We start from the raw sequence: 20795 nt of genomic DNA, 5'->3' as shown, positions 1-20795 counted from the left end.
TAAATTGCGGCCCGCGGGGCGCTACCGAAGCACAGCCTATGCTTGCCTGGTTTGTTCCGACCATCAGGAATGGATCGGCGAGACGATTATAGTCCCGTAAGGTCAACGAACTTCCCCGCCTAAGCAGGGTGGTTTCAATTCCAGACCCTGTATTCGAAGATCGTAAAAGAACAGCCGGATCTGCTCAACTGAGGTGCCGGCCAGCAATAATCTTGTTCGGAGGTATCGCATGAACGCCCAAACTTCCCTTGGAAAAATCAGCCAGAACGCTCGGGCCGCCGACGAGCGGCTGGTCCGTGAGGACCTCGGTGCGCTGTATCATGTGTTTTTTGATCTAGGCTGGTGCGAACACATCTACAATCACATCACGGCTCGCGTCCCGGGTCCCGAGAAGCACTTTCTGATCAATTCGTTCGGGCTGGCGTACAACGAAGTCACGGCTTCGAATCTCATCAAGATCGATCTTGATGGGAATAAAGTTGTGGACGTTCCGGGTCGTGTCAATGCGCCGGGGTTCACGATCCACTCTTCGGTTCATGCCGCGCGCGATGACGCCCATTTTATCGCCCACACGCACACGACGGCCGGTGTGGCCGTTGCTTGCACGGATGAGGGGCTCTCGCATCACAGCTTCTACGGCGCGATGCTTTACGATCAAATCGCGTATCACGATTTCGAGGGCATTTCGACGGATCTCGGCGAGCGCGAGCGCCTCGTCAGATCGCTCGGCAACAAGAACTACATGATCCTGAGACATCATGGGCTTCTGACCTGCGGGAGGACTGCCGCGGAGGCGCTGTTCCGCATGACGATCCTGCAACGGGCGTGCGAGGTGCAGCTCGCGGCGGCAACGTTCGGGAAGGGCTGGCGGCCTTTGCCGGAAGAGATTTTGCGCCGTACGACGCGTCAGATGCAGAGCGAGGTTGCGAAGGGCTTCGACGAAAAGACCGCCTTTGGACAAGATTCGTTCGAAGCCTATCGGCGCGCATTGGACGCAAAGGGTTCGCGTTACAGGGACTAAGAGCGGCACCGGCGCGGTTCGCTGAATGGACCGTGAGGAATGGTGGCCGGACCAAGCGTTCCACCTGATCAAGGCGGTGCAGATCCATGGCGGCAGCGGCTACATCTGGGAGTGTCTTGTTCAGCGATAGCGCATTGAAGGGCGCCCATTTCATTCAGCTCTGCGACACGAATCGTACGCCGCTGCTGTTCCTGCAGAACATTACCGGTTTCATGGTCGGCCGCGAGTACGAGCGGCGCGTTCGGCGTGCTGCCGCTCAGCAAGCGCAGTTGGGACCGAGCGCGGCGCGCCTTTGCTAGGTTTTGTGCTGCTTGCGGCACCAACGCCGCAGCCCGTTCCTACGGTCGTTCTGAGCTACAGTGAATACCCCTTGATGGGATTCGCTGCGCGCCAGCATAATTGTCTCCGCCTCGAAGCGGCGCGCCGCATCAATGAATGGCCGAAGCCCGATCCCGATCTTTCGCTCAACGTGTCCAGCTTTTCGTCCCCGAAGATTTCGAGTGAGCGCTCTTTGATCTCGTGCGACGAATGCCCATTGTCGGTCGGTTAAGCCCAGCGGTGCGACCGGTAAGTCATTGATTGTTCTCACCCCGTCGCTGTCTCTTAATTAGCTGCTCGATCGGTACACACAAAGTTCTACGACGCGTTGGTCGTGCGTCGGCGCGGCTTCCGGAGCAGATCTCCGGATGAGAATGGCTGAGGCATTGTACTGAGGGTGACCGCTTTCACGAGCAGCATGTAGTTAGAGAGACGCGTCCTTGTTTGGAAATTCCTGCTGAGCAATTGATATTACTAGGGGCGAATTGGCCCGTTTTCTCCAAATGCGGCTTGAAATCGTTGAACAATCAAACTGATTTTGATTCCGCCATTCTGAGTTCGCTCGAGCCAATGGTTGGAACTGAAATCGAGAACTTACGGCCAGCGGTTGGAAGACTGGCATTTGGAAAGGCGCCACCCGACCGAGGAGCCGGCCTCTAGTCGCAGAACGAACCCCCAGCGGGTGGTCCTCAGTGCCTATGTCGAAGCGGTCATGCCGACAAAGGGAAAACCCTTCTCGTGAATTTTACATCGACGCACGGGCGTGCGTGGACCGCGTAAGAACGGCGGCTTCTGGCGGGCTATCAAGGCATGAGGTCGGGAGTTAAGCTGCCCTCCGGTGAGAGAACAGCGCCTCCACAGTAGTGGGTTTAGCCATGTAGCGGTCTCCCGCTATCAATAATTGCCTGCCAAAGATCGGAGCCGTCGATTTTTGAGCCAACCCTTGCGGGCCGTCGACGCCGTCTGAGGTCGCCGCCGGAAATGTTAACGAAGCACATGCCCACCGAGATGATGCCGATGAAGGCTGTGCTGGTCGGCAGTGATTTGCCGCGGCTTTTGGCTGGGTCCAGAAGAATGTAGCCGTCCTAGCCGGACCTCCGCGGCGGGCGCGTGCTGTCGCGCAGCATCAGCATGGCGGGAAGCTTAATGTCCTTCTGCGGCTCCGCCCTGCCGTTCGTCATTAGCGCGATCAGTTCTGCTGCAGCGGTGGCCCCTAGACCGCGACGGGGCTGGACGATGGTCGTCAGGGTCGGCTCGCAATAGTCGGCATAGGCGATGCCGTCGAAGCCAACGACGGAGAGATCGTCCGGGATCTGGAGGCCGGCGGCGCGCGCGGTCTTGATCAGGCCGATTGCCATTTCGTCGTTGGCCGCAAACAGCGCTGTCGGGCGCGACGCGGGCTTGAGCGCCAGAAGTGTCCGGCCGGCCTCGACACCGGTGCGGAAAGTGAAATCGCCGGGCAGGATCAAGCTCGCATCGGTCGCAATTCCTGCGTCGTGCAAGGCCTGTCGATAGCCTTCGAGACGCTGCTGCTCGAGGATGTTGAAGTTCGGCCCCGACAAATAGGCGATGCTTGTGTGGCCGAGCTCAACCAAGTGTCGCACCGCTTCGCGCGCGGTGTCGACATTATTGATCGTGACCTGCGGGAAGCTTTCTCGCGGGATGTACTCGCAGGCGGCAACCAACGGCACGCCCGCGTCGCGCAAGTCGCGGTCGGGGCTGCGCATCACGTGGCCACACAAGAGCAGCACGCCGTCGGCCTGGCCGGCGCAGACCAAGTCGACGTAGCGCGCCTCCTTCTCCGGCGAGCCGGCGAGATTGGCAATAATAAGCCCGTAGCCGGCGGCCGACAGCGTATCGTCGATGCCCTGGAGAACCTCAGCGAAGAACGGGTTGGCGATGTCCGGCACTGCCACCAGCACGACCATGGTCTTCCGGACGCGCAGGTTCCTTGCGGAAATGTTCGGCGTGTAGCCGGTGTCGCGCACGGCGGCGAGTACGCGTGTGCGGGTCTCTTCAATCACGACCTCGGGGCGCGCCAGCGTCCGGCTGACGGTCGCAACCGAGACTCCTGCCAGTCGCGCGACATCGGCGATTTTGGCCGTCTTCTGACGTATCACTCTGGTTCGCTTGGACATATTGAGGCTCGCCATCTCGGCGTCGTACCGGGACTTGCAAAATCAAAAAGTTCTGCTAGAGTTAGGATGTAATCGATTACATTTGATGTGTAAAGCCACAACGAGCCCATAAGGGCCGCACGCTGAATACACACGCCTGCAAAGGCATATCGGGAGGGAATGATGAAGCGCACACTGTTCGCATCGGTGGCGATTGTCGCCGCGGCCTGCGTCTCGGTACCGGTCTCCGCAGAAGAGATGAAGGCCGAAGTCATCCACTGGTGGACCTCCGGCGGCGAGGCGGCCGCCGTTAGGGTGTTTGCCGACCAGTTCACCAAGGCCGGCGGCACCTGGATCGACAGCGCGGTCGCCGGCGCTGCGAATGCGCGAAACGCCGCGATCAGCCGCACCGTCGCCGGCAATCCGCCGACCGCCATGCAGCTCAACACCGGCAAGCAGTTCGACGAGTTGGTGGAAGGCGGCCTGCTCGCCGATGTCGATGCGGTCGCAACCGAAGGCAACTGGAAAGGCGTGATGCCCGCCGCGATCACTGCCGCCGCGACCCGCAACGGCAAGATGTATGCGGTGCCCATCAACATCCACGGTCAGAATTGGCTCTGGTACAACAAGGCTGTGCTTGCCTCCGTCGGCGCCGATGAGCCGAAGACCTGGAATGACGCGATTACTATTCTCGACAAGCTCAAGGCCGAGGGCAAGGTGATCCCGCTGGCCTTCTCGGGCCAGAAGAACTGGGAGCAAAACCTGTTCAATTCGGTCCTGATCGGCGTCGGCGGCGCACAGATGTGGACCGGCATCCTCGGCAAGCGCGACGCGTCGCTGGCCCGGAGCGCCGAGTTCAAGGCGGTCGCCGTCACTTATAAGAAGCTCAAGGACTATGTCGATGCCGGCGCGCCCGGCCGCAACTGGAATGACGCGACCAATCTCGTCATCCAGGGCAAGGCCGGAATGCAGATCATGGGCGACTGGGCCAAGGGCGAATTCATCGCGGCGGGCAAAATCGCCGACAAGGACTATGGCTGCACGGTGCTGTCTAACGGCAGCGGCGGTTATGTGATGGGCGGCGATGTGTTCGTATTCCCGAAGGCGAAGGACCCATCCGTCACCAAGGCGCAGATGACGTTGGCGAGACTGATGCTGACGCCCGAGACCCAGATCCAGTTCGCGCTGAAGAAGGGCTCGATCCCGGTGCGTAGCGATGTCGATACGTCCGCACTCGACGCATGTGCCCAGAAGGGCATGCGCTATGTCGCAGACAAGGCCCAACAAATGCCGTCCGGCGACATGCTGGCGCCGCCGGCGATGATCGGCGCGCTGCAGGATGCCATCTCGCAATATTGGAACACCAATATGAGCGCCGATGAATTCTCCGCCAAGGTCGCGGCTGTGCTGAAGTCCCAGGAGTGATGCATCACAAAAGGCGGCTGACGAGCTGTTGGCCGCCTTTCCCACCCGTCGACCTCTTTTCAATCCGGCGATGCGATGCGTCTTTCGCTGAACTCCCGAATTTCCGCGATCACCGCGCTCTTGCCGGCGCTGCTGGTGATGCTCGTCGTCTATATCGGTGCCACCGGCTGGACCGTCTGGATGTCGCTGACCAACTCGCGCATGCTGCCGAACAACAATTTCGTCGGGCTTCGGCAATATGAGATGTTGTTCGGTAACGACCGCTGGATCACCTCGGTCCACAACATCGTTATCTACGGTGTGCTGTTCGTGTCGCTCGCTCTCTCCATCGGCTTCCTGCTGGCGGTTGCGATCGATCAGCGGGTGCGTGCCGAGGACACGATCCGCTCGATCTATCTCTATCCCTATTCGATGTCCTTCGTCGTCACGGGCCTGGTCTGGCAATGGCTGCTCAACCCGACGCTCGGCATCCAGCATGTGCTGCGCAGCTGGGGCTTCGAAGGTGCGACGTTCGACTGGATTGTACGGCCGGAGACCGCAATCTATTGCCTGGTCATCGCGGGTGTCTGGCAGGCTTCAGGGCTGGTGATGGCCATCATGCTCGCCGGCCTTCGCGGCGTCGACGAGGAGATCTGGAAGGCGACGCGAGTCGACGGCCTGCCGAAATGGCGGGTCTATGTCTCGATCATCATTCCGATGATGGGTGCAAGCTTTGCGACCGCCGCGGTGCTGCTCTCGACCGGCGTGGTGCGCCTTTACGACCTCTCGGTCGCGATGACCAACGGCGGGCCCGGCATCGCCTCGGAGGTACCCGCCAAGTTCGTCATGGATCATTTGTTCGAACGCGCCAATATCGGGCTTGCGACGGCGGCGGCCACCACCATGCTGATCACGGTGATCGCGGTGGTCGCGCCCTATTTCTACTGGCGCACGCGCAAGGGAGAAATGCGATGACAGCGGCGGCTCAGCCCTTGCCCGCCGCTCGCCGGTCGAAGCGCATGACCCCGGCGCGCTGGGGCCTCTATGCCTTCATCTTCATTACCGCGCTCTATTTCCTGCTGCCGCTCTATGTGATGGTCGTCACCTCGCTGAAGCCGATGGCAGAGATACGGCAGGGCAATCTGCTGGCCTTGCCCGTAGCTCCCAGCATCGACGCGTGGGTCAAGGCCTGGACGTCGGCCTGTACCGGTCTGACCTGCCAGGGCATCAAGATCGGCTTTCTCAACTCGCTGCGCATCATGGTGCCGTCGGTGGTCATCTCCATCCTGGTCGGCTCGCTCACCGGCTATGCGCTGTCGCTGTGGCGTGTGCGCGGCGGCAACATCCTGTTCGGCACGATGATGGTGGTCGCCTTCATCCCCTATCAGGTGTTCATCTATCCCTTGGTGCGCGTGTTCTCCTTCACCGGGCTCGGGCAGTCGCTCTTAACCATCGTGATCATCCACACGATTTTCGGCCTTCCCACCATGACACTGCTGTTTCGCAACTATTTCGCGTCGCTGCCGGTCGAGTTGTTCAAGGCCGCCCGCGTCGACGGCGCCGGCTTCTACCAGATCTATGCGCGGATCATGATGCCGATGGCCACGCCCATGATCGTGGTCGCGGTGATCTTGCAGACCACCGGCATCTGGAACGATTTCATCCTGGGGCTCGTTTTCGCCGGCCGTGACAATCTGCCAATGACGGTGCAGCTCAATAACATCGTCAATTCGACGCAAGGCGAGCGCGCCTACAATGTTGACATGGCGGCAACGCTGTTGACCGCGCTGTTGCCGCTCGTCGTCTATTTCGGTTCTGGCCGCTGGTTCGTGCGCGGCATCGCCGCCGGCGCAGTGAAAGGCTGACGCAGCATGCAGAAATCGAATGTCGACATCAGGAGCCTGCAGATCGGCTTTGGCGGCCTGAAGGTGCTGGAGAACCTCAATCTCAATGTCGAGGCGTCCGAGTTTCTCGTGCTGCTTGGGCCGTCCGGCTGCGGCAAGTCGACATTGCTCAACGCGATCGCGGGGCTGATCGACGTCAGGGGTGGCGAGATCCATATCGGCGGCCGCGATGTCACCTGGGCAGAACCGAAGGATCGCGGCATCGCGATGGTGTTCCAGAGCTACGCGCTGTATCCGCGTATGAGCGTGCGCCGGAATATGTCGTTCGGGCTGTCGGTCGCGGGCACGCCGCGAGACGAGATCGAGCGCCGCGTCGGAGAGGCCGCGCGGATGCTGCAACTCAACAGCCTCCTCGACCGCCGTCCCAGCGAGCTCTCCGGCGGCCAGCGCCAGCGTGTCGCGATCGGACGGGCGCTGGTGCGCCATGCCGGCGTCTATTTGTTCGACGAGCCGCTCTCCAATCTGGACGCCCAGTTGCGCGCCGAGCTCAGAGTCGAGATCAAGCGGCTGCATGCACGGCTCGGCGCCACCATGATCTACGTGACACACGACCAGATCGAGGCGCTGACGCTCGCGGACCGGATCGCGGTGATGCAAGGTGGCGTGATCCAGCAACTCGACACGCCGAAGAAGATCTATCGCGAGCCGGTCAACCGGTTCGTCGCCTCCTTCGTTGGCTCGCCCGCCATGAATTTCATTCCCGGCCGGATCGCACGTGACGGCGAGACTGGATTCATCGCCGGCGCCAACCGGCTCGGACTGAACGGCTACGCCTTTCGTGGCCTGCCGACCGACGCGCCGGCCGTTCTCGGCATCCGTCCCGAGCATATCGAGCTGACTGCGTCCGACGATCCATCCGCGGTGTCGGCCCGCGTCGAGATGGTCGAGCCGATGGGCGCCGACACGCTGATTTGGTGCCGTCTTGCCGACAATACCGCCTTCTCCTTCCGCCACGACGCCGACGCGCAGGTGTGTGTGGGAGACACGCTCAACGTCCGGTTCCCCGCTGAAGCCCTGTCGCTGTTCGACGAGATAAGCGGACAGCGCCTCTAGATCCTCCAACTGCCGAAAGCGCGACATGACCAAGCCGATCGACCGATTTTCTATCCAGCTGTATTCTGCCCGCTCCATCACCCCGCTCGAGGCGCAGTTCGCCCTGCTGTCCAACCTGGGCTACACGATGGTGGAGCCCTGGGGCGGACTGTTCAACGATCCCGAGACGCTGAAGAGGCTCCTCGATGTCCACAAGATGACTGCGCCCAGCGCCCATGTCGGCCTCGACCGACTGCGTGAGGATGCGGTCGGCACGGCGAGGATGTGCAAGGGACTCGGCATCGGGACCATCTTTGCGCCGGCCCCACCATTGGGCGAGCGCGAGGGCGGAGAGCAGGAATGGCGCAACATTGGGCGTGAGCTTGCCGAGATCGGCAAGGCGGTGACCGGCGAGGGGCTCAAGTTCGGCTGGCACAATCATCATTGGGAATATGGCCGCACAGGAAGCGGCAAGACCTATCTCGAATGCCTTTTCGAGGAGGCCCCCGACCTCGTCTGGGAGGCCGATCTCGCATGGATCGTGCGCGGCGGCGGCGATCCGGTCGCCGAGATCAAGAAGCATGCGCGGCGCCTGGTCGCTTGCCACATCAAGGACCTAGCACCCTCGGGACAATGCGCCGACGAGGACGGATGGGCCGATCCCGGCCACGGTATCATGGACTGGCAGGCGCTGCGCGCGGCGATGACTGAGGCCGGGGTCTCCCTGTTTGTCGCCGAACACGACAAGCCGAGCGACGTCGCCCGCTTCGCGCGCCGGGCGCGCGAGACCGTGGCGGCTTGGACGTGACGGGGAGGGGATCATGAGCAAGCTCGGAGTCGGCATTGTCGGTTGCGGCAACATCTCGACGATCTACATGCACAACCTGCCGAAATTCCGCGATCTTGAGCTGGTTGCCTGTGCCGACCTGCGGGCCGAGGCCGCGCAAGCCCAGGCGGCGCAGTTCGGCATCGAGGCGTTGTCGATCGAGGCGCTGCTGGCGCGTCCCGATATCCAGATCATCGTCAATCTCACCACGCCGAACGCGCATTACGGCGTGAGTCATGCGGCAATTAACGCCGGCAAGCATGTGTTCGGCGAAAAGCCGATCACGGTGGAAGCCAACGACGCCGCGACCTTGGTCGCGGAAGCAGCGCGTCGCGGTCTGAAGCTCGGCTGCGCGCCGGATACTTTCCTTGGCGGCGGCGGACGGATGGCACGCGAGCTCGTCGATACGGGGCGGATCGGCAAAGTGCTCTACGGTACCTGCTTTTTGATGTCGCATGGCATGGAGCACTGGCACCCCGATCCAACCTTCTTCTTCAAGCCGGGCGGCGGACCGATCCTCGACATGGGGCCCTACTACCTTGCGGCCCTCATCAACCTGTTGGGTCCCGTTGCAATGGTTCAGGGGCGTGCGAGCGCCGGCTTCGCTACGCGGCTCGTCACCTCGAAGGGGCCGATGAACGGAAAGACCGTCGCGGTTGAAACTCCGACGACTATCATGTCGCTGCTGCATTTCGAGTCGGGCGCCGACATCGTCCTTGCGATGAGCTGGGACGTCTGGAAACACGGACATCCGCCGATCGAGCTTTACGGCACCGAGGGCTCGCTGCGCGTACCGGACCCCAATTTTTTCGGCGGCGCCATACAATACACCGAGAAGGGTGGCGACTGGATCTCGGTCCCCGCCGACGACCGGCCGTTTGGGAAACCCAACTGGCGGTCGCCAAACTGGGCCGATCACATACCGAACCAGGCCAACTATCGTTGCCTGGGCGTCGCCGAACTCGCAAGTGCGGTGCTGCGCGGCACGCCACACCGCTCCTCCGGAGCGCTGGCGAGTCACGCGTTGGAGGTGAAGCACGCGATCTTAAAGGCCGGCATCGAAGGCGGAGAGATTGCAGTACGCTCGCGCGTCGAGCGACCGGCGCCGCTGTCCGACCTCGAGGCGATGGCGTTGTGGGCCGGGGAGACGTTCTGAAGCCGGGACAGTCCCCAGATGCGATTGCCCGATCTGGACATCGGAGTGAAATGCCCGCTCTGTATCCTGGAACCAGCAAGGGGAGGCGAGTTTTGATGAGGTATCGAACTCAGCGGGCGCGCGCTGCTGGAGCGTCCAGGGGAGAAGGAAGCATTCGATGAAGATGATCAAGGGACCAGCGATATTCCTCGCTCAATTTGTTGCGGACGCGGCGCCGTTCAACTCCTTCGACTCAATCTGCGGATGGGCCGCCTCGCTCGGCTACAAGGGAGTCCAGATTCCGAGCTGGGATGGGCGGCTCTTGGACCTGAAGAAAGCCTCGGAGTCGCAGGACTATGCCGACGAGGTGAGGGGGATCGCGGCCCGGCACGGCCTTTCCATTACCGAACTCTCGACCCATCTCCAGGGACAGCTTGTCGCCGTTCATCCGGCATATGACACGGCGTTCGACGGCTTCGCTGCACCTGAGGTTCGCGGCAATCCGAAGGCGCGCACCGAATGGGCCGTGGACCAGGTCAAGCGCGCGATCTTGGCCTCCAGGCGTCTCGGGCTCACGGTGCATGCGACCTTCTCAGGCGCACTTGCCTGGCCTTACATCTATCCCTGGCCGCAGCGTCCGGCCGGCCTCGTCGAGACCGCCTTCGACGAACTCGCGAAGCGCTGGCGACCGATCCTTGACTATGCAGATGAGCACGGCGTTGATCTCGCCTACGAGATACACCCGGGTGAAGATCTGCACGACGGTGTCTCTTACGAGATGTTCCTCGAGCGGGTGAATAACCACAAGCGCGCGAACCTGCTCTACGATCCATCGCATTTCGTGCTGCAGCAGCTCGACTACCTCGACTACATCGACATCTACCACGCGCGCATCAAAGCCTTCCATGTCAAGGACGCCGAGTTCAATCCGACCGGCCGCCAGGGTGTCTACGGCGGGTTCCAAAGCTGGATCGATCGTGCCGGCCGCTTCCGCTCGCTGGGCGATGGCCAAGTCGATTTCGGCGCCATCTTCTCGAAGCTCACGCAGCACGACTACGGCAGCTGGGCGGTGCTGGAATGGGAGTGCGCGCTGAAGCATCCTGAACAGGGCGCGCGTGAGGGTGCCGAGTTCATCAAAAGCCATATCATTCGCGTCACCGAGAAAGCCTTCGACGATTTCGCTGGTGCCGGCACCGACGATACAGCGAACCGTAAGATGCTGGGCCTATCCTGAGCGGGAGGAGCAAATGACGATCAAAGCAAGCAACGAGACGGGCCGTCATGCTCGTATCCGGCTCGGCATGGTCGGCGGCGGACAGGGGGCCTTCATCGGCGCGGTCCACCGCATTGCCGCTCGCATCGACGACCGGTTCGAGCTGGTTGCCGGCGCGCTCGCGTCCGATCCTGTTCGAGCCAAGGCCTCGGCGAGGGAGCTCGGCATTGCGGACGATCGCGCCTATGGCTCCTACGGGGAGATGGCGAAAGCCGAAGCCGCGCGAGCGGACGGCATCGAGGCGGTCTCGATCGTAACTCCAAACCACATGCACAGCCCGGTCGCGAAGACCTTCCTTGAAGCCGGAATCCACGTGATCTGCGACAAGCCGCTGACGACGACGGTCGCGGAGGCCGAAGAGCTGGCGGCGCTCGTCAAGAAGAGTGGCAAGGTGTTTGTGGTGACACATAACTATACGGGCTATCCCATGATCCGGCAGGCCCGCGCCATGGTCGCGAATGGCGACCTCGGCGAGATCCGGCTGGTCCAGGCCGAATATCTCCAGGATTGGCTGACCGAGCGATTGGAGGCAAGCAGCCACAAGCAGGCGGCGTGGCGCACGGATCCGGCCCGGTCCGGCGCCGGAGGGTGCATCGGCGACATCGGCACCCACGCCTACAATCTCGCCTGCTTTGTCACCGGGCTCAAGCTCGACGAATTGCTCGCACAACTGTCGACCTTCGTCGAGGGGCGGCGCCTCGATGACGATGTCCAGATCCTCCTCAGGTGGAAAGGCGGCGCCAAGGGCATGCTCTGGGCGAGTCAGGTCGCCGTCGGCAATGAGAACGCCCTCACGTTACGCATCTACGGCAGCAAAGGCGGCCTCGAATGGTCGCAGGAGAATCCGAACCAGCTCTGGTTCACGCCCTACGGTCGGCCGAAGCAGCTCCTGACCCGGGGCGGCGCCGGCGTTTTGGGCGAGGCGAGTCGCGTTACGCGTGTCCCCTCTGGCCACCCCGAAGGTTACCTTGAAGGTTTCGCGACCATCTATGCCGAGGCAGCACGCGCCATCCACGCGGCAGAGGCCGGCCAGAAGCCAGATCCTGAGGTGATCTTCCCAACCGTTGAGGATGGTCTAGCAGGCGTGAAGTTCATCGATGCTGCCGTGAAGTCCGCGACACACAAAGGCGCCTGGGTTCGGATGACGTAGCTGCCGACGCGTGGGCCATGAGGCAGTCGGTCGATACCGGCGCTCGCTGCGATGAAATAGTCTACATTGGCGTCTCGGGCGGACGCTTCGACCTCATCGCCGCCCCGTTCCTCCGAAGTCCACCATTTGCGACCCTGCAACTCGCTAGGATCGTTCGTCCATTGCCGCCGAAATGCGTCTGGTAGGAGGGGGAGAGCACGGTCCGGTCGCGGCCAGGGATGACGGGCACTTGCGCGACTAGATCTATGTTGAGCGACCCGAACACCAGGATCATGGCGGGTAGGCCGTCAGCCTTGCTCGTCCATCACGCGCAGCTTTTCTACGCGGCGGCGGAAATCCTCGTCGGTGGAGAATTCGGCGGTGAGGTAGGACGAGACGAGGTCCACCGCGAGCCAGGCGCCGACGATCTGCGCGCCGATGCACATGACGTTGACGTCGTCGTGCTCGACGCTTTGATGTGCGGAATGAACGTCGTGACAGACCGCCGCGCGGATGCCCTTCATCTTGTTGGCGGCGATCGAGGCGCCGACGCCGGTGCCGCACACCATGATGCCGCGTGCCGCCTCGCCCGACGTGACCTTCTGCGCAACGGCGCGCGCGATGTTGGGGAAGTCCACCGGCTTGTCGTCATAGGAGCCGACGTCGACGACGTCGTGGCCGAGCTTACGGATGTGGTCGATGACGGTCTGCTTGAGCGGCCAGCCGGCGTGGTCGGATCCGATGACGAGACGCATGTAATATCCTTCTTGATTGTTCATTGACCGTGACAGCCGCGAAACGGCTGTCACGGCTTCTTCCTGGCTCAGCTACGCATGTCGGCCGGGAGATCGACCCCGTGGAACTGCAACCAGACCGTTATGAGCGGCCGAAGATTGGTCAGCTCCGTTGATCTCCTGCGGTTTTGTTCGGGTCCAAGTGCTTTCGTTGCGTTTCGTTTACGCCGGTTCTGGTGCGAAGCTGGTGCGTGCTCCGAAACTTACCTGAAGGCCTAAGTCGGCGATTGGCAGCGTTTGGTGGTGCAAACCTTCGGACGAACTCGCAAGTTGCAGAATGGTCCGAGAGCGGACCAAATCGGCCATGATTGCTTTCACGATTGGCCTTTTGCGATCATCGCGGCACGGGTCTGGAGTCCGATCTAATTCGTCCATCCAGGCATGGGCCGGACAACGGCGCGCGCTTAATGGGCGCTTAATGCTTTTGCGCAACAGATAGATCACCAGCGCGGAATTAGTCCTAGTTACGAGTGCGAGCCGAGCTCCCGAGGAGGGGAATCGGATGGGACTGCTTTTTGTCGGAGTGCTGGCAGGAGTCCTGATCGGCTTTGGCTGGTTCGCGCCTTCCCGGGGGTATTTCCTCGGGTGCGCGTCACGACCCTGTTTCGACAGGGGCGCTGTCGCCCAACCCGGGCAGCCAATGCCGACTGCGTTGGCGCCAGAGCCTGCGGTTGTCAGATCGAATTCCGCGACGCAGGCAAGGCCCGGCAAGACATCAACTCCGAAGAAACGCGGATCGACCGATCTTGCCAAAGCGGCGTCCCCGCGGACGAGGATCAGCGTCCCGGCACCCGAACGGACCGCGGAGATGTCGGATCCTGCTCTGGACAAGGCGAAGGTTGCGATCGCGACGCAGATGGGGGATCCGGAAACGGTCGAACTCAGCGACGTGAAGCGCGCAATGCGAAAGAACATGCTTGGACGCCGCGTGGATACGATTTGCGGGCGCGTGAAAGGAAGAAGCGCGTCAGGCGGCGAGACTGGAGAGAGGCCGTTTCTGTATCTCGTGAAGGAGGATGAAGCATACGTCGTCGACGGTAGGTCAGGGTCGGCGGCCTCAACGGCGTATCGAAATATCTGCAATTAGGGATGCGTCGACTGCGCCACCGTGCGGTACACGCCCAAATGATTTGAGCGGAAAGAATTTCCACCCAGGTGTCAAGTGATCCCGCAGTGGATGCGGCACTAACGGCGGCACTGCGCCGCTCTCGTGATGATGCATTCAGGATGAATGCAGCAGCACGGAGACGCAATACGGAATGGGAATATAGCGGAAATTCTTTTCATCTCGAGGGCATCATGCACGACATAATCAACACTTCAAAGCGGCTCAATGAATCGCTTCACTTGCCGGTTCTGGTGATCATCGAGCCGCTCGTGTTGCCTCGTACATGCATTCTGCACGTCCTCAGGAGGGAGTTGGACGAACTTGAGATCCTTGACATGGCAACGGTCCAAGGCCTGGACTGCACGTTAGTCCGCGATGTTCGTCTGGTGATGCTGAGTATCGCGGACAAGCCCATCGGCGATCCCTCGGTTGAGGACGATCTCGCCTTCGTTGCGGAGTGCTGTCCCAACGCCGCCACTGTTGTCCTCTCAAACCATGACGACGAACCGGCCGTGCAGGCCGCGATGCAGCGGGGCGTGCGTGGCTTTCTTTCCACCTCGCTACCGATCGAGATCGCCATAGCTGGCCTGCGCCTTGTTCTTGTCGGCGGCGCCTACAGGCCGTTGCCCGTGGCCGGGATCAACAGGATACCGGATTTCGAGCCACCGGATGAGCGCGGGCTTGTGCCCGCATATCTGACTAACGAGGGAGCCAGAATGGCTATCGACAGGAGGAGCGTGACCGATCTCACGCCTCGTGAGCAACAGGTTCTGGCGGAACTGGAGCTCGGCCTGCCCAACAAGCTGATCGCCGCCAAATTGGGCCTCTCGGAAAGCACAGTCAAAATGCACATTCAGCATATCATGAGGAAATGTGCTGCGCACAATCGCACGGAAGCCGTCCTCCGCTGGCGCGGCCGGTTGCCCGCGCAGAGTCGCGATCACGACCCCGGCGCGGCTCTAATGCCGGAGACCTAAAGCATGATCCGGACCCGGAGGGCCGCGTTAGCGCAAGGTGCGCAGCGGTTTTCCCTCGCGACAAACGCGGAACGCGTTTGCGTGGAGATCATGATCCAACAACAACCTAAAGCGCGATGACGATTCATCCCAATCTCATCGCGCTTTAGTCCTCTCTGAATGCACCACGGAAGCTGTCGAGCAGGGGCCTGAGCGCGTAGAGAGCCACGGTGCCGCGCCCGGTCGTGATGAACACTTGAACCGGCATGCCGGGGACGATCTGGATGTCGTTTGCCGCGATCTGCCCATCGTCGATCCGGATCTTGGTCGCGTAGTATGGCTGGTCGGTACGCTTGTCGAGGAGCCGGTCTGCGGATACGTGCACGACGGATCCCTTCAGGCGAGGCACGCGACGCTGATTGTACGGTACGAGGTGAACCTCGGCACTGAGGCCGGGATGAACCACATCGATGTCCTCGGGCCTCAGGCGCGCAGTTACGATGAGACGGTCTTGCCGGGGCACTAGGTCCATGAGCGGAGCACCTGCTCCGATGACACCGCCGGCTGTATGAACCCGCAGATCGGTTATCACGCCGTCCTCGGGCGCCTTGACCTCCGTTCGCGATAGCTGATCCCTGGCCGCAAGCAACCGCTCGCGGAGCTGGAATATCTGGTTCTGTGCTTCACGAAGCGACTGTGCGATCTCGTTCTGCCTCTCGCTCTCGAGCTTGAACAATGTGGCCTGCTGTTCGCTGATGACCTGCCCGGCGCGGGCAATCTGCGCGGCGATCTCGCCGCGGCGGCCCTCGACGTCGGCCAGCTCCCGCTGCAGGTTCAGAAGCCGCGGCCGCCGTTCGAGCCCCTTGTTGACGAGGGTCGCGACCATATCCAGTTCCTCCCGAACGATGTCGACCCGCTGCCCGGTGGCGGTTCCCTGAGCTTTGAGACCTTCGATCTCCTTCTCGACTTGATGCCTTCGTTCGCGAATGACCGCAAGCTGCGACTCGTGAACCTGCGTGCGTGCCTGAAAAATGAACTGCTGCGCCGACACCGCAGCGGCGGCCACTCCGTTCTGCCTGCTGTCCTGTTCCAATGCGTCCGGGATTGCGATCCTCTCGAATCTCTGCTGCTCGGCTTGAAGCCGTGCGGCACGAGCAGCTGCGTCCCAAAATTGACCTTGGAGGCTTTGCATCTCCGAGCCGGCCCGGGTGTCGTCCAGCGCGATCAGCGTTTGGCCGCTGCGCACGATATCGCCATCCGAAACCAGGATCTTCCTGACGATACCGCCTTCCAGATGCTGGATCGTCTTGCGGCTCGATTCCGATTCCAGAACGCCAGACGCGATCGCGGCGCTCTCGAGAGGCGCGAGGCTCGCCCATGTACCAAGCCCCAGCATGAAGCAGAGCACCAGCAGATTGCCCGCGACGGTGATGCCGCGAAGCCTTCCGCGCGGAGAGGTCGGCGTGGGCGTCGAGCACCATGGAAATTCCAGAGGCTCGAAATCGTCGATTGCGGTCACCACGACGCCAAATCGCCGGGCGGGCGGGGGGCTCGCCGGCGCTCGCATGAGCTGGTCCCAGATCATGGGAAGCCTCGAGACGGCGGGAATCTTCCAGATGGTGAGAGAGTTCCAGATCATGGCGCAATCTGCGAAGTAACCTGGGGTCGGCTCAGGTGCTGGTCAAAGATGTCCTCGCTGTCGCCGAACGCGGCAACCGCACCGTCCTCCATGATGGCAATCTTGTCCGTGGCGGCGAGAAGACCCATCCGGTGAGTGACGACGACAAGGATGACGCCTGCGAGCTTCATGCGCGCGATGGCATCCAGGAGCATTCGCTCGCCCCCGTAGTCGAGGCTGGCGTTGGGTTCGTCGAGAACGATGAGACGTGGACTGCCGAAAAAGGCGCGGGCAAGACCGAGGCGCTGCCGATACCCGCGCGAGAAGGTCGCTTCGCTCTGAACCACCGTGTCGTAACCCAGCGGTAGGCGCATGATCGCCCCATGGATACCGGCGAGCTTGGCCGCTTCGATGACCTTCCGCCGGTCGGCATCTTCAAGGCGTGCGATGATGTCGTTGATGGTGTCGCCGAGCAGGTTGATGTCCTGGGGGAGATATCCGAGGCGGTCGCCGTTTCGGCCCTCGCGAAGCAGCGAGACATCGGTATTGTCGAGGACGACACGGCCATGCGTTGGCATCGACAGCCCGGCGATCACCTGGCCGAGCAAGGACTTGCCTGACCCGGACGGACCGATGATGCCGAGGCATTCTCCGGGCATGAGGCTGAACGAGACGCCGTTCAGGAGAAGATGGTTGGTCCCCGCAAGCCTCACGTCAACATTGTCGACGACGAGGCCGCTTCGCGCCTGCAGCGGAGAAACCTCCGCGCTCTGCTGCCGGGCGACGGGGAATGCGGCGAGAAGTGCGCCGAGCCGTTGACAGGCGCTCACGGCCGTCACGAGTGATTTCCAGCCTGCGACCGCACTTTCGACCGGCGCGAGCGCCCGGCTGAACATCAGCGTGGCAGCAAAGATGATTGCCGGACTCTTCCCGTGATCGAGGACGAGCCACGCGGCGGCCCCCATGATCAGGACCTGCGACAGCGCGCGAACCGGCTTGGCGGCCAGTGAGACGATCTCGCCTCGCCGAAGTGCCACATCGTGCTCTCTGCGCGCGTGCTGCGCGTCACGGTGGATCATACGCGCAGCGTTGTCGAGCATTCCCATGGCGCGGATCATGTGGATGTTGCTCGCTGCAGTCTGGAGGCGGCCGCAGCTTCTGGACAGCGCGGCGCCGGATCTGAGCAGAACGTCTTCCGTGACCAGCTCTCCGGCAACCGTGAGCGCGAACAGGAAGGCGACGCAGCAGGCGCCCACCACGCCAAGCAGGGGATGAATCAGAAAGAGGACAAGGAGGAACAAGGGCGCCCAGAGCGCGTCGAACAGCATCGGACATGCGCCGGACTCGACGAACTGGCGCAGCACGGTGAGATCCCGATATGCGCCCGACGCCTGCGTCCAATCGCTGCGAAGCGCCGATTCGAGGCCGGCCGAGAGCACGCAAGGACGAAGGCGATCGTCGAGCCAGGCGCCAAGGCGTCCAAGGACGGCGCGCCGCAATGCGTCGAACACGCCGCCGACGACCACCGTGATCGCGACAATGAGCGTGAGCAGGAGCAACGTGTCGCCGCTCCGGCTCGACAACACCCGGTCGTAGATCTGAAGAAGATAGATGGAGGGCGCAAACAGAAGCAGGTTGTAGCTGCAGCTATACGCGAATACGAGACCGAGCGGTCCCGCGCAGGACCGGAGGGCCGCGTGCAGTGGCGTCCCGATCTGCGGCAGGATGGGGAGCCGAATGGGCGGCATCAGCATGATCGTCACCGCCTGAAATCGAGGTCCGGCGCACTTGACCGATGGCCAACGTCATCTGCCAACGGTATCGGCGGGGTATCGGTTCGAACGTCAGGACCGGTGGCGGCGGCCACCGGTCCTGCCAGTCGGACGAGCCGGTGGTCAGAACGCATCGAGATGGAAGCTCACCTCTCCGCCCACCGCGGCGTTGCCGTCTCCGCCATTGCCGCCGATGCCGGCAACGACCTCCTGGTGCTGGTCGACCGAGACCTTGTTGATCTGGGTCGCATCCGTATTGGCGTAGACCTTGGAGGTATCGTAACCGCTGTAGGATTTCTGGCTTCCGTTCGACTCGGCGTCTCCGCCATGGGCCTTCGAGAACACCGAGGCCTTCGCGTTGGCGCCGCCGGCATCCCAATCTGCCGTCTGCTTGACGTGATCGCCGGTGCTCACGTGCACGTCGGCACCTTCCGCCTTGTTGGTTGGATCGAAGTTGAGCGTCGGCTTGCTGATGATGGCTCCCTTGAAGGTGCCGTCGCCGCCATTTCCGACGCTTTGACCACCGGTGTTGATCGATTTGAATTCGATCGAGTCCGAGATGTGGATCGCTTTGGGCAACATTTGGGGCCTCCCTGTTTCTGTTGGCTTTCGTGCATCATCCATCCCGATCAGGCGGACGCGCGCGGCAAGTCTGATCCGCCCACGCGCGATGGCGATAGATGTCAAATCGGACATCATCCGGTTTGGCGGGCCTACGTACGAAAGTACGACATTCGTCGCGCAACACCGGAGCTCGAAACATCCTGGAGGGCCCGCAGCGCGAGCTTGCATGCGCGGAGTGTCGACGCAGCTCGTAATCGGGCTTGTGCGAGCGGCGCGATGTTTCGCTATCCCAACAGGTGAAGATCCGACAGAAGATGGGCGGAAAGATCGCCACCCAGCGCGAGATTGCCGTTGCCGCCGTCCCCGCCAACACCGGCGATCTGGATCGCGCTCTGGTCGATGTGCACGTTGTTGACCTGGTCGGCTACGGCCGTCGAATGGGGACCTGCAATTGCGATATTGATGGGTGCATAGATCGCGACGCTGACATCGATCAGGCTGCCGGCAAAATATCCGTTGCCGCCATTGCCTGCGCCGTTCGAACCGGTCGCGATCGTGTCTGAGCCGCCCCACAAGCCATGGGAAAGAAGGCTTGCATGGCCGCCCGCCGCGGCGTTGGCGTTGCCGCCGTGCCCGCCAATGCCGGCGATCTGAATGATGGATTGATCCACGTAGGCGTCATTGGTCTGGACCGAATGAACGTTGGAGCCATAGCCCGCGACTGCGATGTTGATCGGGTCGTACACCACGACGGAGGAATGGACGAGCCCGCCGTAGAACGCGCCGTCGCCGCCATTGCCGGCCTGGCTTCCGCCGGTTTGAACGTCGGGGACGCCCCCTCCGTTGCTTGATCCCCAGCTGGGATCGAGCGTCATGACGCTGCCGCCGGCGGCCACGTTGCCATTTCCGCCACTTCCGCCGACGCCCGCGATCTGAGTGGCCGACTGATCGATGTCCACCGTGTTCGATTGAGTTGCATGCGCAGAGCCGCCCGAGGCCGCCACCGCTATATTGATCGGATGATAGATCACCACGGGAGCGTCCACGATCGCACCCGAGAAATAGCCGCTGCCGCCGTTTCCGGCGCCGTTGTCGCCGCTCGCGATCACGCCGGCGGTCAAGGAAGTACTGATGCTGCCTCCCGATGCAATGTTGTCATTGCCGCCATGGCCGCCGACGCCGGCCATCTGAAAGGCGGATTGATCGACATTCAAATTGTTGGACTGGTTGGCCAGGGCGACCGAGCCGTATCCCAAGCTCACCGAGATGTTGATCGGTTCATAGATCAACAGGGACGCGTGAATGATACTTCCGTAAAAGTAGCCGTCTCCGCCGTTCCCGGCCGTGTTCGCTCCGCTCTCGACCTTAGCAATGCCCATCCCGGGATGTGATGCGCCGGAAGCGGGCGTGGTGGACGAAACATCCAGGCCCACCGCAGCGTGGTTGCCGACGTGGCCGCCCGTGTCGACCCCCGATATGGGATGTTTGGATTGAATCGGGTCGGAGTCATGATGCTGGGTATTCGCGTTCGCGGGGTGCGCTCCAGGACCTGCAAACGGGCCGGGGCCATGGACCAGGGCGCTACCGCCGACCGCGTCAGTCAGGAACGGGGCGTTCGGGGCCGGACCCGCTTCGTCGTCACCATCGTACCCATCGTGCCGATGAGAGGCGTGATGCAGCCGGATCCCATCCGACATCCGCGAAAAAACCATCGTGGCCTCCCTCATCGCAATCGCTCCATGCAATCGGACGGGTTCTGCACTCCAGACAGAATGTCATCCCGGGAAGGTCGAAAGCCCAGTCGTCAGTTCGGATATAGCGCTT

17 protein-coding genes and 1 pseudogene are annotated in these 20795 nt (G+C 62.1%); 12 read left to right on the top strand and 6 right to left on the bottom strand.

Features of this window, described 5'->3' with window-relative positions; translation table 11 throughout:
• The first annotated feature begins 229 nt into the window (after window positions 1–229).
• Together E4K65_RS10210 and E4K65_RS48585 are read left to right on the top strand one after the other, a co-directional pair.
• Window positions 230–1021: a class II aldolase/adducin family protein gene (locus tag E4K65_RS10210; RefSeq protein ID WP_135174032.1), complete on the top strand. Its 792-nt coding sequence runs from the start codon at window positions 230–232 to the stop codon at window positions 1019–1021.
• 104 nt (window positions 1022–1125) lie between these two features.
• A pseudogene (locus tag E4K65_RS48585) lies at window positions 1126–1254 on the top strand (carboxyl transferase domain-containing protein); the annotation flags it as partial.
• Window positions 1255–2424: 1170 nt separating this feature from the next.
• Here the strand turns inward: E4K65_RS48585 and E4K65_RS10200 are convergent.
• On the bottom strand, window positions 2425–3459 hold the full coding sequence (locus E4K65_RS10200; protein ID WP_167770697.1) for a LacI family DNA-binding transcriptional regulator: 1035 nt from the start codon (window positions 3457–3459) through the stop codon (window positions 2425–2427).
• A gap of 180 nt (window positions 3460–3639) precedes the next feature.
• Between E4K65_RS10200 and E4K65_RS10195 the strand changes: the two genes are divergently transcribed.
• From E4K65_RS10195 to E4K65_RS10160, 8 genes are all read left to right on the top strand, one after another.
• Window positions 3640–4881, top strand: a complete 1242-nt coding sequence (locus E4K65_RS10195) for an ABC transporter substrate-binding protein (RefSeq protein ID WP_209312048.1) — start codon at window positions 3640–3642, stop codon at window positions 4879–4881.
• A 75-nt stretch (window positions 4882–4956) separates the two neighbouring features.
• Window positions 4957–5835 (top strand): carbohydrate ABC transporter permease, encoded by an 879-nt coding sequence (locus E4K65_RS10190; protein WP_092183556.1) that lies wholly within the window; start codon window positions 4957–4959, stop codon window positions 5833–5835.
• Window positions 5832–6725, top strand: coding sequence for a carbohydrate ABC transporter permease (locus E4K65_RS10185; RefSeq protein ID WP_135174030.1), 894 nt, complete (start codon window positions 5832–5834; stop codon window positions 6723–6725). Before E4K65_RS10190 ends, E4K65_RS10185 begins: the two co-directional genes overlap by 4 nt.
• Window positions 6726–6731: 6 nt before the next feature.
• Window positions 6732–7817 carry an ABC transporter ATP-binding protein gene (locus tag E4K65_RS10180; RefSeq protein WP_135174029.1) on the top strand — a complete coding sequence of 362 codons (1086 nt, stop codon included), beginning with the start codon at window positions 6732–6734 and terminating at the stop codon, window positions 7815–7817.
• 25 nt (window positions 7818–7842) lie between these two features.
• A complete protein-coding gene (locus tag E4K65_RS10175) occupies window positions 7843–8604 on the top strand; it encodes a sugar phosphate isomerase/epimerase family protein (RefSeq protein ID WP_135174028.1) in 762 nt (253 codons plus the stop codon).
• A gap of 13 nt (window positions 8605–8617) precedes the next feature.
• A complete protein-coding gene (locus tag E4K65_RS10170) occupies window positions 8618–9778 on the top strand; it encodes a Gfo/Idh/MocA family protein (protein WP_135174027.1) in 1161 nt (386 codons plus the stop codon).
• A gap of 157 nt (window positions 9779–9935) precedes the next feature.
• Window positions 9936–10991: a sugar phosphate isomerase/epimerase family protein gene (locus E4K65_RS10165; RefSeq protein WP_135174026.1), complete on the top strand. Its 1056-nt coding sequence runs from the start codon at window positions 9936–9938 to the stop codon at window positions 10989–10991.
• 13 nt (window positions 10992–11004) lie between these two features.
• Window positions 11005–12180 carry a Gfo/Idh/MocA family protein gene (locus E4K65_RS10160; RefSeq protein ID WP_135174025.1) on the top strand — a complete coding sequence of 392 codons (1176 nt, stop codon included), beginning with the start codon at window positions 11005–11007 and terminating at the stop codon, window positions 12178–12180.
• Between the two features lie 287 nt (window positions 12181–12467).
• Here the strand turns inward: E4K65_RS10160 and rpiB are convergent, their stop codons facing one another.
• The gene (gene rpiB, locus E4K65_RS10150; protein WP_135174024.1) at window positions 12468–12914 is read right to left on the bottom strand and encodes a ribose 5-phosphate isomerase B; all 447 of its coding nucleotides are present in this window, start codon (window positions 12912–12914) and stop codon (window positions 12468–12470) included.
• 541 nt (window positions 12915–13455) lie between these two features.
• Here rpiB and E4K65_RS48580 point away from each other — a divergent pair.
• Both E4K65_RS48580 and E4K65_RS10135 read left to right on the top strand, forming a co-directional pair.
• Window positions 13456–14040 (top strand): hypothetical protein, encoded by a 585-nt coding sequence (locus E4K65_RS48580; protein WP_235885558.1) that lies wholly within the window; start codon window positions 13456–13458, stop codon window positions 14038–14040.
• Window positions 14041–14252: 212 nt separating this feature from the next.
• The gene (locus E4K65_RS10135; RefSeq protein WP_135174023.1) at window positions 14253–15038 is read left to right on the top strand and encodes a response regulator transcription factor; all 786 of its coding nucleotides are present in this window, start codon (window positions 14253–14255) and stop codon (window positions 15036–15038) included.
• Window positions 15039–15183: 145 nt separating this feature from the next.
• Here E4K65_RS10135 and E4K65_RS10130 read toward each other — a convergent pair whose 3' ends face one another.
• The 4 genes from E4K65_RS10130 to E4K65_RS10115 all read right to left on the bottom strand — a co-directional run bounded on the left by E4K65_RS10130 (window position 15184) and on the right by E4K65_RS10115 (window position 20683).
• Window positions 15184–16602: an HlyD family type I secretion periplasmic adaptor subunit gene (locus E4K65_RS10130; RefSeq protein ID WP_235885556.1), complete on the bottom strand. Its 1419-nt coding sequence runs from the start codon at window positions 16600–16602 to the stop codon at window positions 15184–15186.
• Between the two features lie 50 nt (window positions 16603–16652).
• The gene (locus E4K65_RS10125) at window positions 16653–18389 is read right to left on the bottom strand and encodes a type I secretion system permease/ATPase (protein WP_135174120.1); all 1737 of its coding nucleotides are present in this window, start codon (window positions 18387–18389) and stop codon (window positions 16653–16655) included.
• Between the two features lie 141 nt (window positions 18390–18530).
• Window positions 18531–18989, bottom strand: a complete 459-nt coding sequence (locus E4K65_RS10120) for a hypothetical protein (RefSeq protein ID WP_025575093.1) — start codon at window positions 18987–18989, stop codon at window positions 18531–18533.
• A 266-nt stretch (window positions 18990–19255) separates the two neighbouring features.
• Window positions 19256–20683, bottom strand: a complete 1428-nt coding sequence (locus tag E4K65_RS10115) for a hypothetical protein (protein ID WP_235885554.1) — start codon at window positions 20681–20683, stop codon at window positions 19256–19258.
• Window positions 20684–20795 lie beyond the last annotated feature (112 nt).

It is taken from the genome of Bradyrhizobium niftali, from assembly GCF_004571025.1.
In the GTDB taxonomy this organism is placed as follows: domain Bacteria; phylum Pseudomonadota; class Alphaproteobacteria; order Rhizobiales; family Xanthobacteraceae; genus Bradyrhizobium; species Bradyrhizobium niftali.
Note: the sequence above shows the minus strand (reverse complement) of the source record. Positions and strands in the feature narration are given on the sequence as shown.

What these genes read in the sequence shown, in the direction of transcription:
- E4K65_RS10210 (WP_135174032.1), top strand. Translation starts at nt 230, where the DNA reads ATGAACGCCCAAACTTCCCTTGGAAAAATCAGCCAGAACGCTCGGGCC.
- E4K65_RS10195 (WP_209312048.1), top strand. Translation starts at nt 3,640, where the DNA reads ATGAAGCGCACACTGTTCGCATCGGTGGCGATTGTCGCCGCGGCCTGC.
- E4K65_RS10190 (WP_092183556.1), top strand. Translation starts at nt 4,957, where the DNA reads ATGCGTCTTTCGCTGAACTCCCGAATTTCCGCGATCACCGCGCTCTTG.
- E4K65_RS10185 (WP_135174030.1), top strand. Translation starts at nt 5,832, where the DNA reads ATGACAGCGGCGGCTCAGCCCTTGCCCGCCGCTCGCCGGTCGAAGCGC.
- E4K65_RS10180 (WP_135174029.1), top strand. Translation starts at nt 6,732, where the DNA reads ATGCAGAAATCGAATGTCGACATCAGGAGCCTGCAGATCGGCTTTGGC.
- E4K65_RS10175 (WP_135174028.1), top strand. Translation starts at nt 7,843, where the DNA reads ATGACCAAGCCGATCGACCGATTTTCTATCCAGCTGTATTCTGCCCGC.
- E4K65_RS10170 (WP_135174027.1), top strand. Translation starts at nt 8,618, where the DNA reads ATGAGCAAGCTCGGAGTCGGCATTGTCGGTTGCGGCAACATCTCGACG.
- E4K65_RS10165 (WP_135174026.1), top strand. Translation starts at nt 9,936, where the DNA reads ATGAAGATGATCAAGGGACCAGCGATATTCCTCGCTCAATTTGTTGCG.
- E4K65_RS10160 (WP_135174025.1), top strand. Translation starts at nt 11,005, where the DNA reads ATGACGATCAAAGCAAGCAACGAGACGGGCCGTCATGCTCGTATCCGG.
- rpiB (WP_135174024.1), bottom strand. Translation starts at nt 12,914, where the DNA reads ATGCGTCTCGTCATCGGATCCGACCACGCCGGCTGGCCGCTCAAGCAG.
- E4K65_RS48580 (WP_235885558.1), top strand. Translation starts at nt 13,456, where the DNA reads ATGGGACTGCTTTTTGTCGGAGTGCTGGCAGGAGTCCTGATCGGCTTT.
- E4K65_RS10135 (WP_135174023.1), top strand. Translation starts at nt 14,253, where the DNA reads ATGCACGACATAATCAACACTTCAAAGCGGCTCAATGAATCGCTTCAC.
- E4K65_RS10130 (WP_235885556.1), bottom strand. Translation starts at nt 16,602, where the DNA reads ATGATCTGGGACCAGCTCATGCGAGCGCCGGCGAGCCCCCCGCCCGCC.
- E4K65_RS10125 (WP_135174120.1), bottom strand. Translation starts at nt 18,389, where the DNA reads ATGCTGATGCCGCCCATTCGGCTCCCCATCCTGCCGCAGATCGGGACG.
- E4K65_RS10120 (WP_025575093.1), bottom strand. Translation starts at nt 18,989, where the DNA reads ATGTTGCCCAAAGCGATCCACATCTCGGACTCGATCGAATTCAAATCG.
- E4K65_RS10115 (WP_235885554.1), bottom strand. Translation starts at nt 20,683, where the DNA reads ATGGTTTTTTCGCGGATGTCGGATGGGATCCGGCTGCATCACGCCTCT.